The sequence below is a fragment of the Neorhizobium huautlense genome, assembly GCF_002968575.1.
Classification (GTDB): domain Bacteria; phylum Pseudomonadota; class Alphaproteobacteria; order Rhizobiales; family Rhizobiaceae; genus Neorhizobium; species Neorhizobium huautlense.
On the sequence record NZ_PVBM01000029.1, the window covers coordinates 26971 to 43045 of the forward strand.

At 60.9% G+C, this 16075-nt stretch carries 16 protein-coding genes; 12 read left to right on the forward strand and 4 right to left on the reverse strand.

The features are described from left to right. Positions 1-4: 4 nt before the first annotated feature. The 7 genes from C5L12_RS23725 to hemH all read left to right on the forward strand — a co-directional run bounded on the left by C5L12_RS23725 (position 5) and on the right by hemH (position 7146). Positions 5-382, forward strand: a complete 378-nt coding sequence (locus tag C5L12_RS23725; RefSeq protein ID WP_105374525.1) for a nuclear transport factor 2 family protein — start codon at positions 5-7, stop codon at positions 380-382. Between the two features lie 83 nt (positions 383-465). Beyond that, positions 466-633: a hypothetical protein gene (locus tag C5L12_RS28215; protein ID WP_157949106.1), complete on the forward strand. Its 168-nt coding sequence runs from the start codon at positions 466-468 to the stop codon at positions 631-633. A gap of 131 nt (positions 634-764) precedes the next feature. Continuing rightward, a complete protein-coding gene (locus tag C5L12_RS23730) occupies positions 765-1697 on the forward strand; it encodes a heme-dependent oxidative N-demethylase family protein (RefSeq protein ID WP_105374526.1) in 933 nt (310 codons plus the stop codon). Between the two features lie 154 nt (positions 1698-1851). Beyond that, the gene (locus tag C5L12_RS23735) at positions 1852-3297 is read left to right on the forward strand and encodes a homospermidine synthase (RefSeq protein WP_105374527.1); all 1446 of its coding nucleotides are present in this window, start codon (positions 1852-1854) and stop codon (positions 3295-3297) included. 145 nt (positions 3298-3442) lie between these two features. Next, positions 3443-3805 (forward strand): outer membrane lipoprotein Omp10, encoded by a 363-nt coding sequence (gene omp10 / locus C5L12_RS23740; protein ID WP_105374528.1) that lies wholly within the window; start codon positions 3443-3445, stop codon positions 3803-3805. A 213-nt stretch (positions 3806-4018) separates the two neighbouring features. Next, the gene (locus tag C5L12_RS23745; RefSeq protein ID WP_105374529.1) at positions 4019-5986 is read left to right on the forward strand and encodes a 5'-nucleotidase C-terminal domain-containing protein; all 1968 of its coding nucleotides are present in this window, start codon (positions 4019-4021) and stop codon (positions 5984-5986) included. A gap of 125 nt (positions 5987-6111) precedes the next feature. Further along, positions 6112-7146, forward strand: coding sequence for a ferrochelatase (hemH, locus tag C5L12_RS23750; RefSeq protein ID WP_105374530.1), 1035 nt, complete (start codon positions 6112-6114; stop codon positions 7144-7146). 38 nt (positions 7147-7184) lie between these two features. Here the strand turns inward: hemH and C5L12_RS23755 are convergent, their stop codons facing one another. Further along, on the reverse strand, positions 7185-7949 hold the full coding sequence (locus C5L12_RS23755) for an MBL fold metallo-hydrolase (RefSeq protein WP_105374531.1): 765 nt from the start codon (positions 7947-7949) through the stop codon (positions 7185-7187). A gap of 102 nt (positions 7950-8051) precedes the next feature. Continuing rightward, a complete protein-coding gene (gene queC / locus C5L12_RS23760; RefSeq protein WP_105374532.1) occupies positions 8052-8762 on the reverse strand; it encodes a 7-cyano-7-deazaguanine synthase QueC in 711 nt (236 codons plus the stop codon). Between the two features lie 149 nt (positions 8763-8911). Here queC and C5L12_RS23765 point away from each other — a divergent pair, with 149 nt between their 5' ends. Then, positions 8912-9949, forward strand: coding sequence for an SPFH domain-containing protein (locus C5L12_RS23765; protein WP_105374533.1), 1038 nt, complete (start codon positions 8912-8914; stop codon positions 9947-9949). Between the two features lie 4 nt (positions 9950-9953). Further along, positions 9954-10412 carry an NfeD family protein gene (locus C5L12_RS23770; RefSeq protein WP_105374534.1) on the forward strand — a complete coding sequence of 153 codons (459 nt, stop codon included), beginning with the start codon at positions 9954-9956 and terminating at the stop codon, positions 10410-10412. Between the two features lie 39 nt (positions 10413-10451). On the opposite strand, the gene C5L12_RS23775 is transcribed toward C5L12_RS23770, so the two are convergent. After that, entirely contained in the window at positions 10452-11447 is a 996-nt protein-coding gene (locus C5L12_RS23775) for a KpsF/GutQ family sugar-phosphate isomerase (RefSeq protein WP_105374535.1), read from the reverse strand. 144 nt (positions 11448-11591) lie between these two features. Between C5L12_RS23775 and C5L12_RS23780 the strand changes: the two genes are divergently transcribed. Together C5L12_RS23780 and C5L12_RS23785 are read left to right on the forward strand one after the other, a co-directional pair. Beyond that, positions 11592-13112, forward strand: a complete 1521-nt coding sequence (locus C5L12_RS23780; RefSeq protein ID WP_105374536.1) for an outer membrane beta-barrel protein — start codon at positions 11592-11594, stop codon at positions 13110-13112. A gap of 127 nt (positions 13113-13239) precedes the next feature. Next, positions 13240-13698, forward strand: coding sequence for a hypothetical protein (locus tag C5L12_RS23785; protein ID WP_105374537.1), 459 nt, complete (start codon positions 13240-13242; stop codon positions 13696-13698). A gap of 65 nt (positions 13699-13763) precedes the next feature. Here the strand turns inward: C5L12_RS23785 and galU are convergent, their stop codons facing one another. Then, entirely contained in the window at positions 13764-14651 is an 888-nt protein-coding gene (gene galU, locus C5L12_RS23790) for a UTP--glucose-1-phosphate uridylyltransferase GalU (protein WP_105374538.1), read from the reverse strand. A 267-nt stretch (positions 14652-14918) separates the two neighbouring features. Between galU and C5L12_RS23795 the strand changes: the two genes are divergently transcribed. Further along, positions 14919-16067 carry a lytic murein transglycosylase gene (locus C5L12_RS23795; protein WP_425350824.1) on the forward strand — a complete coding sequence of 383 codons (1149 nt, stop codon included), beginning with the start codon at positions 14919-14921 and terminating at the stop codon, positions 16065-16067. Positions 16068-16075 lie beyond the last annotated feature (8 nt).

Consider the following 16075-nt stretch of genomic DNA (forward strand, 5'->3'; position numbering starts at 1 on the left):
ATCGATGCCCGCGCCGCCGCAATCACTTACCGACCACCTTCTCTCACTCGAAACGGCGTTGCAGACGCGCGAGGTCCGCAGCTCCGAGGCAAGGCTGCGCGAGCTCCTGGCGCCCGACTTCCGCGAGTTCGGGCGTTCCGGCCTTGCCTATACGTTCAACGACATCATGACCCGTCTGGTGGTGGAGGATGGACCGGCCAACAGTTCGATTTCGAACTTTGCCGCTTCGATGCTGAGCGAGACGATAGCGCTTGCCACCTATCGCGGCACGCGGCTCAATGCGGACGGCAACAGGCAGTTTACCAACCGCAGCTCCATCTGGCGTCTGGATGCGGATGGCAAATGGCGCATGGTCTTCCATCAGGGCACGGCGACGGAATAGCGGGCTCCTAGAGACTTTCCGGCATTTCGGGGATCGGAAGGAAAGCCGCCCCTGGGCCGCCGCGCTCCTTTGAGGAAGCCACTATGACCGCCATGGTGCAACCGATCAGAAAGACCACCCAGAAAAGGAGCCACGTGCGCCACTCGCTGCGGCTTCTCTGGGCCTCCTCCTGCAGCGGCGATATCCGTGTCCAGGCCTTCAATGCTGCCTCGCGCGGCCCCCATGCCCTGAACATTTCCGCGACGATATAAACCGCCCTGCTGGATAGTCTCATCCAATTACGCCCCGCATGCTGCACTGCAGTATAATTTGTAGGGCTGCGCTTTCTTGTTCCAAGTCCCCGCGGGCAATTTTTACAACTGAGTGAATATGGCTTAAACCGATGCTGAAACGACAATCGAACGGCATGATGGAAAAAAACCTCAGCTACACGCCCTATGACGGCTCCTCGACGCCCTTCACCATCGGGCTTCTGCAACTCGATCCTGCGCGCTGGATCGAGCCAGACGGAGATCTCTCCTATCATCTTTCGAAAAAGAAGAAGCTGTTCGCGGAGCATGGGGAACGGGTTTTCCGCGCCGAGCCCGGCACGGAGCAAGCCCAGCAGGAAATCATCGACGCGCTTGCAGAATATCTCCCGGCCCACCATCCGGCCATCTATCGTCGGACCGGCAGCCTCATGGAAATGGCCGGCCACACCGTTGATCTTGCCGACGACCGCTCGCCGCCGCTTCTTTCGGCCGGCTTCCTGGTACAGGACGATCTCGTCATCATGCGCAAGGGCGATAACGGCTGGCGCATCGCTGCCGCCTTCCTGGCCTTCCCCTCCTCCTGGTCGCTCGCCGACAAGTTCGGCAAGGTGATGGACGAGATACATGCGCCGGTCCCGGACTTTGCCGGCGGCAGCCGCAATGCCGGCCTCATCAACCGCATGTTCGACAACCTGTCGCCGGATCGCTTCGTCGTGCGCTGGAACTGGTCGGTGAACTGGGGCTATGCCCTCTATCGACCGGCCTCTCAACCCGCCCACGAAACTGATCCGATGCAACCGCGAGATGCCTTCGTCCGCGTCGAACGCCAGACGCTGCGGAAGATGCCCGTATCGGGCGATATCCTCTTCACCATCCGTATCTATCTCGATCCGGTCACCGCGCTGGCGGGCCAGCCGAACGGCAAGGAACTTGCCTCGTCGTTCGCCGATCAGCTCGAAGCCCTGACACCGGAGCAGGCTGACTACAAGGGTCTGCTCCGGAAACGCGACAGCCTAATCGCGATGCTGCGAAAAATGGCAACCAATCCCGCGACAGTTGGATAAATCCCAGATTTTTCCGGAAAGGCCGGCAGCCTCTTTATTGTGACGCGGTTTTATGATCTAGAGCGCCGCGAATTGCGCGTGCGCAAAGGTCATCCGTCCACTGCCGAAGAAGCGGGCCAGCGGCCGTTCGGCTGCCGATCCGAAGGAGAAAGATATGTCAGAGCCTAACTATCCGGTTTATGCCGAAATCAGCGGTCCGATCGTGATGATCGGTTTCGGCTCGATCGGCCGCGGCACGCTGCCGCTGATCGAACGCCACTTCAAGTTCGACAAGAGCCGGATGGTTGTCATCGATCCTCGCGACGACGAGACGGGCATCCTGGCCAAGCACGGCGTCCGTCACATCAAGGAATATGTGACGAAAGACAACTACAAGGATCTCCTGAAGCCGCTTCTGACGAAGGGCGGTGGCCAGGGCTTCTGCGTCAACCTTTCGGTCGACACCGGTTCGCTCGACCTGATGAAGCTCTGCCGCAAGCTGAACGTTCTTTACATCGACACGGTCGTCGAGCCTTGGCTTGGCTTCTATTTCGACAAGAACATGAAAAATGCCGACCGCACCAATTATGCCCTGCGTGAAACCGTGCGCAAGGAAAAGGAAAAGAACCCGGGCGGCGCAACCGCCGTTTCCACCTGCGGCGCCAATCCGGGCATGGTCTCCTGGTTCGTCAAGCAGGCGCTGGTCAACCTTGCCAACGACATCGGCTTGAAGTTCGACGAGCCGAGCCAGCATGACCGCGAAGGCTGGGCAAAGCTGATGAAGAAGCTCGGCGTCAAGGGCGTCCATATCGCCGAACGCGACACCCAGCGCACGAAACATCCGAAGCCGCTCAACGTTTTCTGGAATACCTGGTCGGTCGAAGGCTTCATTTCCGAAGGCATGCAGCCGGCCGAGCTCGGCTGGGGCACCCATGAAGAGTGGATGCCGAAGAACGCCAAGCGGCACAAGAAGGGCTGCCAGGCGGCGATCTATCTCGAACAGCCCGGCGCCAATACCCGCGTGCGCACCTGGTGCCCGACGCCCGGCCCGCAATACGGCTTCCTCGTCACCCATAACGAATCGATCTCGATCGCCGACTATTTTACGGTTCGCGACAAGGACGGCGAAGTCACCTTCCGCCCGACCTGCCACTACGCCTACCACCCGGCCAACGACGCCGTGCTGTCGCTGCACGAGATGTTCGGCAATGGCGGCAATCCGCAGCCGGTCCACCACGTTCTCGACGAGGACGAGCTGGAGGACGGCATCGATGAACTCGGCGTGCTGCTCTACGGCCACGAGAAGAATGCCTACTGGTACGGTTCGCGCCTGTCGCTTGAAGAAACCCGCCGCATCGCGCCTTACCAGAACGCCACCGGGCTGCAGGTCACCTCGGCCGTTCTTGCCGGCATGGTCTGGGCGCTCGAACACCCGAGCGCCGGCATCGTCGAAGCCGACGAGATCGACTACAAGCGTTGCCTGGAAGTCCAGCTTCCCTATCTCGGCCCGGTCGAAGGCCATTACACCGACTGGACCCCGCTCGACGGCCGCCCGGGCCTCTTCCCGGAAGACCTCGACGAGAGGGATCCGTGGCAGTTCAGGAACATCCTCGTCCGCTGACGCTCGCATGTGCAAAACCGCCTGTTATCGACAGGCGGTTTTTGCCTCTCGAAACTTCTGCCTTTTCAACGCCACATCTTGCGTTACATAGGTTCCGAACGGCATGTTTTGCCGAATGGGACGACCGAGTCGCGGGAGACAGATCATGAAAATCAAAGCGAGCCTTGTGCTCATCGCCGCTGCCAGCCTGAGCGCCTGCGTTTCCTCTCCGCAGCCGACCCGCGTATCGGCGCCGGCTCAGCCTCAGGGCGTCGAAGGCACCTGGGTCGATCCGAACGGCATCGTCTCCTCGTTCCAGGCCGGCACGTTCAACACGCGTTCCAGTGACAGCAACACGTTGCTCGCCTCGGGCACCTATACCAGCCTGTCGCCAACGCTGGTGGAGATCAACATGACGTCGCTGGTGAGAAAGACCCAGTCGCGCGTCAATTGCGCGCTGGTCAATCCGAGCCAGCTCAATTGCACGCAGGACAGCGGCGCCCAGTTCTCGTTGACGCGCCGCAGCTAAGAGTCGGTATTTTTAGTTTTCCGGAACCCCGCCTCGGCGGGGTTTTCGCGTTTGGGAAGAACCACGCGCTCGCACAACCTTGTCATATTTCCCTTGAAACCGCTTGGTCTTGATGAAAACATGCGCTGCACAACGATTGTCACGGTGGGACGCTAGAACAATCGGGGCGAGGCGGCGAGAAGCCGGCCGGTAAAAATAGGAGAGAGAAATCAGATGATGAAGACATTGAGATTTGGGTTGACGACCGCTTCGGTCATCGCCCTTTCAACCGGCGCGGCGCTCGCCGACTACGAGCTCAATATCCTGCACATCAACGACTTTCATTCGCGCATCGAAGCCATCAACAAGAGCGATTCCACCTGCTCGGCGGAAGAGGCCGGAAAGAACGAATGCTTCGGTGGCGCAGCCCGCCTGTTGACGGCGATCAACCAGACCCGCGATGGCCTGAAATCTGAGAACAAGAATGTCATCCTGCTGAACGCCGGCGACAACTTCCAGGGTTCGCTCTTCTACACCACCTACAAGGGTGCGACGGAAGCCGAAGTGTTGAACGCCATGAAGTTCGACGCCATGACCGTCGGCAACCACGAATTCGACGACAGCGACGACGTCCTCGCCACCTTCCTAGACAAGATCCAGTTCCCGGTCGTCACCGCCAATGTCGTGCCGACTGCAGCTGCCAAGATCGGCGACCGCATCAAGCCGTCGATCGTGCTCGAAGTCGGCGGCCAGAAGGTCGGCATCGTCGGCGCCGTCACCAACGACACGCCGGAAATTGCCAATCCGGGCCCGAATATCCAGATCGCCGAAGACGTCGCCAAGATCACCGAAGCCGTGCAGGCCTTGAAAGGCCAAGGCGTCAACAAGATCATCGCGCTGACCCATGTCGGCTATCCGCGCGATCTTGCAGCTATCGCCAAGATCCCGGATGTCGACGTTGTCGTCGGCGGCCACACCCACACGCTGCTCTCCAACACCGTCAAGGACGCCGCGGGTCCGTATCCGACCTGGTCCGACAACCCCGCCGGCTACAAGGTTCCGGTTGTCCAGGCCTACCAGTATTCGAAGTATCTCGGCGACCTGAAGGTCGTCTTCGATGACAATGGCATGGTCAAGGAAGCGAGCGGCGAACCCATCCTGATGGATTCCAAGTTCCAGCCCGATCAGGCCATGACCAACCGGATCAACGAGTTGAAGGCACCGATCGAGGACCTCAAGAAGAAGGTCGTCGGAGCATCCGAAGCGGTCATCGACGGCGATCGCCGCAATTGCCGTGCCAAGGAATGCTTCATGGGCAATCTCGTGGCAGATGCCCAGCTCGACCGTGTGAAGGACCAGGGCATCACCATCTCGATCGCCAATGGCGGGGGCTTACGCGCCTCGATCGACGCCGGCGAAATCACCATGGGTGAAGTCCTGACCGTTCTTCCCTTCCAGAATACGATCGCGACCTTCCAGCTCAAAGGCTCCGACGTTGTCGCCGCGCTGGAAAACGGCGTGAGCCAGATCGATGACGGCGCCGGCCGCTTCCCGCAGGTTTCCGGCCTCAAATATTCCTTCGACAAGTCCAAGCCGGCCGGATCCAAGGTCAGCGACGTGCAGGTCAAGGAAGGCGACAAGTTCGTTCCGATCGATCCGAACAAGACCTATGGCGTCGTCACCAACAACTACGTCCGCGGCGGCGGTGACGGTTACAAGGTCTTCGCCACCGGCGCCCAGAATGCCTATGACTTCGGCCCGAACCTGGAACTGGCGCTGGCCGATTATCTCGGCGCCCACAACCCGTACAAGCCTTACACCGATGGCCGCATCACCGACCTGACGCCGGCGAGCTACACGCCGCCGCCGAAGCCGGCTCCGGCCGCTCCGCCGGCGCCGACCGCTGCAGCCCCGACGGCACCGGCTCCTTCTGCTGCCGCTCCAGCTGCACCTGCGGCCCCCGCCGCCCCGGCTCCCGCTCAGACAGCAGCAGCCCCGGCGACACCCGCTCCGGCGGCACCGGCTGCTCCCCAGCCGGCAGGCCCGACCAAATACACGGTCGTCAAGGGCGATTCGCTCTGGAAGATTGCCGAGAGCACCTATGGCAATGGCGAAGAGTGGACGAAGATTTCCAAGGCCAATTCGCTCTCCAATCCGGACCTCATCCAGGTCGGCAAGGAATTGGAACTGCCGGCGAAATAGGCCATCCTCCTGACTGGACAATTTGTCTCTTGTCAAAATGCCGGTCCGGGCTTTTCCGGGCCGGCATTTGTTTCTAGATAACGTGCAATTCACCGGCGCCTAGCCATTGGAACAAGAGTATCCGCATGTCATCATCATACGCCCACATGCCTCCTGATCATCCCAAAGTGAGTTTCGGTAAGGTCGGCGTGCTGCTTGTCAATCTCGGCACGCCTGACGGCACGGACTACTGGTCGATGCGGCGCTATCTCGCCGAATTCCTCTCCGACCGGCGCGTCATCGAATGGTCACGGCTCTACTGGTACCCGATCCTCTACGGCATCGTGCTCAACAAGCGGCCTCAGAAGGTCGGCAAGGCCTATGAGGAAATCTGGAACAAGGATCTGAACGAGAGCTATCTGCGCACCTACACCCGCAACCAGGGTGAGCTGATGGCCGAACGGCTCAAGGATCTGCCTGATGTCGTGGTGGATTGGGCCATGCGCTACGGCAAACCTTCAATTGCCGAGCGTATTGATGCCTTGAAAGAAAAGGGCTGCGAAAAGATCGTTCTTTTTCCGCTCTATCCGCAATACGCAGCCTCCACGACCGCAACAGTCAACGATAAGGCCTTCGAACATCTGATGAAGCTGCGCTGGCAGCCGGCCGTGCGTACCGTCCCGCCCTATCACGACGATCCGGCCTATATCGAAGCGCTGGCGAACTCCGTTCGGCAGACCTATGCGACCCTCGACTGGGAACCGGAAATGCTGATCGCCTCGTTCCACGGCATCCCGCAATCCTATTTCAAGGCGGGCGATCCTTATTACTGTCACTGCCAGAAGACCGCGCGGCTGCTGAAGGAAGCGCTGGGGCTCACCGACAAGAATTTCATGATCACCTTCCAGTCCCGCTTTGGGCCGGAGGAATGGCTGCAGCCCTATACGGACAAGACGGTCGAGAAGCTGGCGGAAGAAGGCGTCAAGCGCATCGCCGTCATGAATCCCGGCTTCGTATCCGATTGCCTCGAAACGCTCGAAGAAATCGCCGGCGAAGCGGGCGAGATCTTCCATCATCACGGGGGCGAAAAATTCGTGCATATCCCCTGTTTGAACGACAGCGAAGGCGGCATGACGGTGCTCGAAAAAGTGGTGCGCCGCGAACTGCAGGGCTGGGTGTAACCCGGCTCCGCATCCCATCCTCCTGATACCGTCCCGGGTCAGCGCTTCCAGCGAACCGGCAGCTCGATCATATCGCCGTCGGCCGGGATCAGCAGGCGCGACGGGCCGATTCCCGCCGTATCAGCCGCCTGGCGCAGATTTGCGCGCGAAACGGTGGCGTGATCGAGCGCCTCCATATGCACGGCGATCACGGTCGCCTCCGGCGCCGACTGGCAGAGCGCCACGGTTTCCGCCGCATCCATGACGATAAGGTCGCCGTCCCAGCGAGCGCCGCACGAATGGCTGACGATGACATCGGGCGCGACACGCTCCACCGTCTCCAGCACCGGTGGATAAAGGACTGTATCGCCCGCCCAATAAATTACCGGCTCACCGGGCGCGGCAAGCGTCAGTCCCATCACCGACCCCATCTTTTCCAGAACCGGACCAAGCCCGTGGCTGCCCTCGCAGCGCGTGATCGTGATGCCTTGCCAGACGATCTCATTCTTGAGCGGCGTCACATCGACGAAACCTTCGCCGGAGATCGCTGCCTCATCCCCCGGCCGACAGATCAGCGGCAGGTGTTTCGGGACAAGATGCTTGGCCACCGAATCGAAGTGGTCAGAATGGAGATGCGAGACGATCACCAGTTCGACGCCGTGCAAAATCTCCTCCGTGGAAAGCGGCAAGTCCGTCAGTGGGTTGGGAGACTTGCCGGTATAGGACGGCAGGCTGTGCCGGGGCGCGAAATATGGATCGATCAGAATGGTGCGATCCGCATAAGTAAGCTTGAGCGTCGCATTGCGGATCAATTGAAGCTTCATCGAGGCACCTCCTGCAGGACATCGAGACCTAGACCGATCGGCGCTGATGATCCAATGACGGTTTTAGATGGGAGGGCCCTGCCTTTCCATAACTTCCGGCATTCAGCTGGTTTCCTCCGCCCTGAACCCTTCCGTCGCTGCCCTCCAGAAATCCGGATCCTCGTATTCGGTGGGATCCGTGATGCCGGCCAGGTGAAAGGCCTCGCGCCGCTCGACGCAGGTGCCGCAGCGGCCGCAATGGCGCGCGCCGCCCTTATAGCAGGACCAGGTTTCGGCAAACGGCGTGTCGTGTCGCGCGCCGTCGGCGACGATATCCGCCTTCGAGCCATGGACATAAGGCGCAAGCAGCTTGACCGAGGCGTAACCGTCGAGCGCATGGTCCTGCATCGCCTGAAAGGCATCGATGAAGCCCGGCCGGCAATCCGGATAGATGAAATGATCGCCCCCATGCACCGCAATCGCCACCGCCTCCGCCTGTCTTGCCGCAGCAACCCCGAAGGCGACCGCCAGCATGATGGCATTGCGGTTCGGCACGACGGTAATCCGCATCGTCTCTTCCGCATAATGCCCGTCCGGCACATCCAAGTCATCGGTCAAGGCCGAACCGGTAAGCCGGCCACCGATCCCGCGCATGTCGATGATCTCGTGAAAGACCCCGAGCCGCGTGGCGCAGGCGGCTGCGAAGTCGAGCTCCTTGCGGTGGCGCTGGCCGTAGTCGAAGGAGATCAATCCCAACAACTGCTCCTCCGCCGCCATCCTGTGGGCGAGAGAAACGGAATCCAGTCCGCCTGAGCAGACGACAATAACCTTCATCTATGGTGTCCTTGTTTTGACCGGGTAGGCTGCGACCGGAATTTTCAGAGCGCGTTCTAGAACCATCGCCGCCGCTTGTGAATAGGTGAGCTGTTGAATAGGATCGGCAGCGTCCGAACAGGCGGACTGGGAAAGCACAAGAGGGTCAAATGGAGCTGGGTGGGTTCGATATTGTGGTGATCGGCTTCGTATTGCTGATCATTCTGATCCTTTTTGCCGGGATCAAGACCGTGCCGCAGGGCTATCGCTATACCGTCGAGCGTTTCGGCCGTTATACCCGCACGCTGGAGCCGGGCCTCAACCTGATTACGCCGTTCATAGATCGCATCGGCGCCCGCATGAACGTCATGGAGCAGGTGCTGGATATTCCGACGCAGGAAGTCATCACCCGTGACAATGCCAGCGTCTCCGCAGACGCCGTCGCCTTTTACCAGGTCCTCAATCCGGCCCAGGCCGCCTACCAGATCTCCGATCTCAAAAACGCTATCCAGAATCTCACGATGACCAATATCCGCTCGGTCATGGGTTCGATGGATCTGGACGAGCTGCTCTCCAACCGCGAAGTGATCAACGAGCGGCTTCTGAGGGTGGTGGACGAGGCGGTCGGCCCCTGGGGCATCAAGGTCACCCGCGTCGAGATCAAGGATATCCAGCCGCCGGCCGACCTGGTCGAATCCATGGCCCGCCAGATGAAGGCGGAACGCGAAAAGCGGGCTCAGATCCTCGAGGCGGAAGGCTCGCGCAACGCCCAGATCCTGCGTGCGGAAGGCGCCAAGCAGGCGGCGGTGCTAAAGGCGGAAGGCGAGCGCGAGGCGGCCTTCCGGGAAGCGGAGGCACGCGAACGTCTTGCCGAAGCGGAAGCCAAGGCGACCCAGTCCGTCTCTCAGGCGATCGCCGCTGGTGACGTCCAGGCCATCAATTATTTCGTCGCCCAGAAATACACAGAGGCCCTGGCTGAAATCGGCAAGGCCCCCAACTCGAAGATCGTGCTGATGCCGATGGAGGCCTCGTCGCTGATCGGTTCGCTCGGCGGCATCGGCGCCATCGCCCGGGAAGTCTTCGGTGACGGACCAGCGCCGCAGGCGCCGCCGCGCGCGCCCGCGCCTCCTCGTACGCCGACAGGGCCTAAATTGACGACATCGCCCGCCAACCCTTTCGCCCAGCCCTCGACACCTTCTGAGACCTGACGACATGCTTCAAGAACTGGTAAAGGGTCTCGGCCTCTGGAGCTGGTGGATTCTCGGCCTCGTTCTGCTGGCGGCAGAGCTTGCGGCTCCCGGCGTATTCCTGATCTGGATCGGGGCCGCCGCCATCGTCATCGGCACGCTGTCGCTGCTGTTATGGGATTCCGGCTTCTGGACCTGGCAGCTCCAGCTCGTCCTCTTCGCGCTGCTGTCGATCTCCTTCGCCCTTGCCGGCCGCCGATTCTATGCCAAGCGCAGCCAGACGAGTGACGAACCCATGCTCAACCGCCGCGGCGAAAGCCTGGTCGGGCGCACGGCGACCCTTCATGAGCCAATTACTGAGGGCCGCGGCCGCATCCGGCTCGACGATACATGGTGGTCGGTCATGGGTCCTGATCTGCCCGCCGGCACGCAGGTGAAAGTGGTGGCGGCAAGTGGACGCGACCTCACGGTCGAAGTAGCGTAGTTCATCTCGCCCGAGAATCGCTGGGAGCCGAACCCGGCGTCAAGCGACGCCGACGCGCAACAGATCGTGGAAATGCACAATACCAACCGGCCGGCGCTCGTCATCGACCACGAGCAGCGCACCGATACTGTGCTTGTTGAGGATCGCCATGGCGGCCGTGGCAAGCGTCTCTCTGCCGACCGTCTTCGGATTTTCGGTCATTACGTCGTCGACGAGCGTCTCGCCGAGATTGAGATGCAGGTGTCTGGCGATATCGCCATCCGTCACGACGCCACAAAGGCATCCATTTTCATCGACGACGCCGACGCAGCCGAAGCGCTTGCGTGACAGTTCCTGGATCGCTTCGGGCATGGAAACGCCCTTCTTGACCAACGGAAGACGGTCTCCGGTATGCATGAGGTCGCTGACATGCGACAGCATCGCTCCGAGCTTGCCGCCCGGATGGTAGACGCGGAAATCGGTGGCGGAAAAGCCCCTCGCTTCCAGGAGTGCCACCGCCAACGCGTCGCCCATGGCAAGCTGCATCAGCGTCGACGTGGTGGGAGCCAGGCCATGCGGACAGGCTTCCTGTTCCCGCGGCAGCAGCAGAACGATGTCGGCTTCGCGAGCGAGCGTCGAGATTGCGCCTGAGGTCAAGGCGATCAGCGGGATGGAAAAGCGGCGGGTAAAGGAAACGATGCCCTGAAGTTCAGCCGTTTCGCCACCCCAGGACAGCGCGAGCACCACGTCGCCGGGCGCGATCATCCCGAGATCGCCGTGGTTGGCTTCAACCGGATGTACAAAAAAAGAGGGCGTGCCGGTGGAGGCGAGGCTGGCTGCAATCTTGCGGCCGATATGTCCGCTCTTGCCGACACCAGTCACGACCACTCGGCCGTCGATCTCGCCGATCAGTTCCACCGCTTTCCGGAAACTGTCGCCGAGGCCGTTCTGCAGGGCGATCTCAAGCGCATTAAGCCCCTGTTTCCCGAAGGAAATTGTCCTCAATGCGGAATCTACGACGTCGTTTTCGACCAGTTGCAAAGCTCTCTTGATCATGGCGAAGCCTTAGCGCCTTTCGCCTGCCAAGTCCATCAGGTTCGGCATCCCGCGGCCAAGTACGCTGGCGGACACGTTGCCGCAACCAAACATTAACCACATGGCTTTACGTTTGGGTAAGCATTCGATCGCCCAGGCAGGCCCATGACCATCACCACGAAGACAGGCAGGACGCGTGACCGGCGCCGCGCGGCGGTCGGCCTGCTGCTGGCCTGTTCGGCGCTTGCTTCGCCTGCCATCGCCCAGACGGCCAGCCCTTTTCCGCCGCGCAACGGCTCCCTGCCGTCGCTGACAAACACCGCGTCCTCTGCCACGGCGGCCCACCCCGCAACCGGAACGTCGGCACAGCAGCGCGCCAATGCTTCCGATCCGGCTTCCGCCACCGACCAGGCGGATCCGAACATGGCGACCGGCTCGCTGCCGGCAAACACCGGCCGGCCGGATGAAGAGCCCCGTTACGAGGAGGACCTGAACCAACCCTACGAGCAGCCTCTTGATCCGGGCGCCGAACCGCTCGAAGCCCAGGAGCAGCCGCGCGAACCGGGTGACCCGACCGGCATACGGCTGGGGAGTTTTCTTCTTCGCCCGTCGGTGAACAACAGCATAGAGACCGAGCGGACCCGATCGAACGGCGCCAGCACCCGCCGCGACTATCTCTCCACCGCGATCCGCGGCACCCTGTCCTCCGACTGGTCGCGCCATTCGCTGACCGTCACCGGCGAAGGCATATTCGAACGCAACGTTCATGGCGGCCAGGACGACGTTCAGCCGGAGGCCCAGGTCGACGCGGACCTCAGGCTCGATCTGGCGGACGATACGGTAGCCCATATCACCGGCGGCTATCGCTTCAGCCGGGAAGACGACTACGATCCGAATGCCGTCGGCGGCGCAGCGACGCAGCCGGGCGTCCATGAACTGAACGGCGGACTGTCCGTCGAGCGCGACTTCGGCAAGATCCGCGGCACGGCAGCGGTTGACCTCTCCCGTGCCATCTACACAGATGCCGAACTCTCCGACGGCACGGCCATCAGCATGAAGGACCGCAACCGCACCGGCATCGACGGAAGGCTGCGGCTCGGCTACGAGCTTTCGCCCGCGCTCATTCCCTTCGTGGAAGTAGCGACGGGCCACACATTCTACGACCTGAAGCGAGACAGTTCAGGTTATGCCCGCTCCTCGCAGAGCTATGCGGCGCGCACCGGCGTGGAATTCGATCTCGGCGAGAAGCTGCGGGGCGAAATCGGCGCCGGCTACGAACTTGTCGACTACGAGGACAGCCGCCTCAAGTCGGTCGATGCCATCACCTTCAACGGCAACGCCATATGGTCGCCGCAGCGCGGCACTGATGTCGATCTCGGCCTGCGCACCACGGTTCAGGATTCGACTGCACCCGGCCAGAGCGGCTGGGTCGAATATCAGCTGACTGCTGCAGTCGCCCATGAGCTGCGCGACAATGTGGTGGCCCGCCTCACCGGCAGCACGACGCTGCGAGACTTTCCGAGCGGCCAGAGCGACGAAACCGTCTGGGTGGCAGGCGCCGGCCTCAGCTGGGCAATCAACCGCTATCTCGATCTCACTGGCGACGTGGAATACGAACGCGCCGAGGGCGGCAGCTCCGACAATCGCATCGTCCGCGCCGGCGTCGGCCTCACTGTTAAGCGATAGGTCGCAGCCACCCAATACCAGTGGCACATTCCCAAGATGTAAGAGCGCAGGGATACATGCAATTTTCTGTTGCATTTCGCCGATGGGTGTGATGAATTCGCCATACACCTATAGCGAGCAAAGAACTATGGCGGAACTCCGAGATCAGTTAGCTGCAGAATATACCATGCTGCAAAACCAGTACGAGACGTTCGACACCCGGGCACTGACGATCAAGTCATGGTCAGCACCCCTTCTGGCGGGCGGTCTGGGGATCGCGCTGAAGGAGGGCTCTCTCGGGCTGGTGTTGGCGACAGCTCTGGTCGCCCTGTGCCTTTGGTTCCTTGAAGGGATATGGAAATCCTTCCAATACAGCTACATCCATAGAATAGATCTTCTGGAGAGCTATTTCCGGGGAGAGATCGAAGACGGAGCGCTCAGGCCTTATCAGATAAGAAGGGCGTGGATGGAGGAATATGGCCGCTGGTACGGCAAATCCGCAGTGCTTTGGTCTCTCTTGAGGAAACCTTTTGTCTTCCTGCCATATTTGCCGATCGTATTGGCCTGTATTCCGGCGATTGTCTGGATCGTAGAGAACAAAAGATGAAAAGCACCCCTGATGATCTGCCCATCAGGGGTTCTTAGGGCCGTTAAGTCGATCGGCAGCCTTTCCTATTTCAGCGAGGCGAGCAGCGCTTTCATCGGCCCCTCGATCGCCGGGCGGATGTCGGCGCGCTGCAGCGCAAATGCAAGGTTCGCCAGGATGAAGCCGTCCTTGGCGCCGCAGTCGAACGTGTCGCCCTTGAAGGGATAGGCGGCAAACTCCTGGGATTTGGCAAGCGCCAGCATGCCGTCGGTGAGCTGGATTTCGTTGCCGGCACCCCGCTCCTGCGTTTCCAGGATCTTGAAGATTTCCGGCTGCAAGATGTAGCGGCCGTTGATGTAGAGGTTGGACGGCGCGGTCCCCTTGGCGGGCTTTTCGACCATCTGGGTGATCTTGAAGCCTTCGCCCACGGCGTCGCCGACGCCGACTATGCCGTATTTATGCGCCTGTTCCGGATCGCATTCCTGAACGGCCAGCACATTGCCGCCGGTCTGGGCATAAAGATCGACCATGCCCTTCAAGCAGCCCTTCTCGGCCGACATGATCATGTCGGGCAAAAGCACGGCGAAGGGTTCGTTGCCGACGATGTCGCGGGCACACCAGACTGCGTGGCCGAGTCCGAGCGGCACCTGCTGGCGCGTGAAGCTCGCGGTGCCTGCTTTCGGCAGAAGTCCGGCAAGCAGCGTCAGTTCCGCATTTTTGTTGCGCTCGCGCAGCATCTGCTCCAGTTCGTACTGGATGTCGAAATAGTCTTCGATCACGCCCTTGCCGCGACCTGTCACGAAGACGAAATGCTCGATTCCTGCTTCCGCCGCCTCATCCACGACATACTGGATGACCGGCTTGTCGACCACCGTCAGCATTTCCTTCGGCACTGCCTTGGTCGCAGGCAGGAAGCGCGTACCAAGCCCTGCTACCGGAAAGACTGCCTTACGGATCTTCTGTTGTTGTGCCACTCATGCCTCCTGAAGCACTTCATTGTGCGAATTCTGCGACCCTCGGCCTCTAGCGGCGAATTACTACCGTTTCGCAAAGACTGCCGCTGGCCGGATTTCTATGGTAAAGAATTTGTTGACCCTATTCTGTTATTACATCGTTAAGCCGCTTGCCACTCTCGCCGTCAGGCTTGGTTAGAAGAATGGACTCGACTGCCGATGAAAACGTTTCGCACCAACCTCCTGCGCGGATTTTTTATCCCGCTGCTCGGTCTTGCTGCCGCAGGCATGCCGATAGATGCGCGGGCTGACACCGCTTTCAAGACTTGGATCGTAAAATTCTACGAGACCGCCGCCAAGAGCGGCATTAGCCGTTCCACCTATGAAAAGGCCTTTGCCGGCATTACCGAGCCGGACCGGGATGTGCTCGAGAAGGCGGCCTACCAGCCGGAATTCAAGTCGGTGATCTGGGAATATCTGGATTCCCGTGTAAACCCGTACACTGTGCGCATCGGCCGCGAGATGGCGGCGAAATACGGCTCCACCCTGAACGCTCTGGAGCGGCATTTCGGCGTCGACAAGCACATCCTGCTCGCCATCTGGTCCATGGAGTCCAATTACGGCGCGGTCCTGGAAAAGCCGGATCGGCTGCATCACGTGCCGCAGGCGCTCGCAACTCTCGCCTGGGGCGATCCCAACCGCTCCAAATTTGCCCGCACCCAGCTTATCGCGGCGCTGAAGATCCTGCAGTCCGGCGACGTTGCGCCCAAACAGCTGACCGGATCCTGGGCCGGCGCCATGGGGCATACCCAGTTCATTCCGACGAGCTACCTGCTCTATGCAGTCGATGCCGACGGCAACGGCAAGCGCGATATCTGGCATTCGGTGCCCGATGCGCTGGCCACCTCCGCCAATCTATTGGCCAAGAACGGCTGGCAGAACGGCAAGACCTGGGGTTACGAGGCGGTGCTTCCGGCCAACGGTGCCCGTCTGGAGGGCCAGACCAAGACACTCGCCGAATGGGCAAAGCTCGGCTTTGCGCGCCCGAACGGCAAGAATTTTCCGCGCGGCACCGATCGCGCGACGTTGAAGCTGATGGCAGGCGCGAACGGCCCTGCCTTCCTGATGCTGAAGAATTTCTTCGTGGTGAAGCGCTACAACGCCGCCGACAGCTACGCGCTCGCAGTTGGGCTGCTTGCCGACGAACTGGCCGGCCATGGCGGCGTGCAGCAGAGCTGGCCGCGGCCGAACGGCACGCTCGACATCAAGCAGAAATTCGAACTCCAGTCGCGCATGAAGGAACTCGGCTATTACGAGGGCGAAGTCGACGGCAATTTCGGCTCCGGTTCGAAAGCTGCCATTTCCGTCATTCAGAAGCGTCTCGGCATGCAGCCGAACGGCGAACCGTCACGACAGCTTCTCGAAGCTTTGCGTTGACAGGGCGG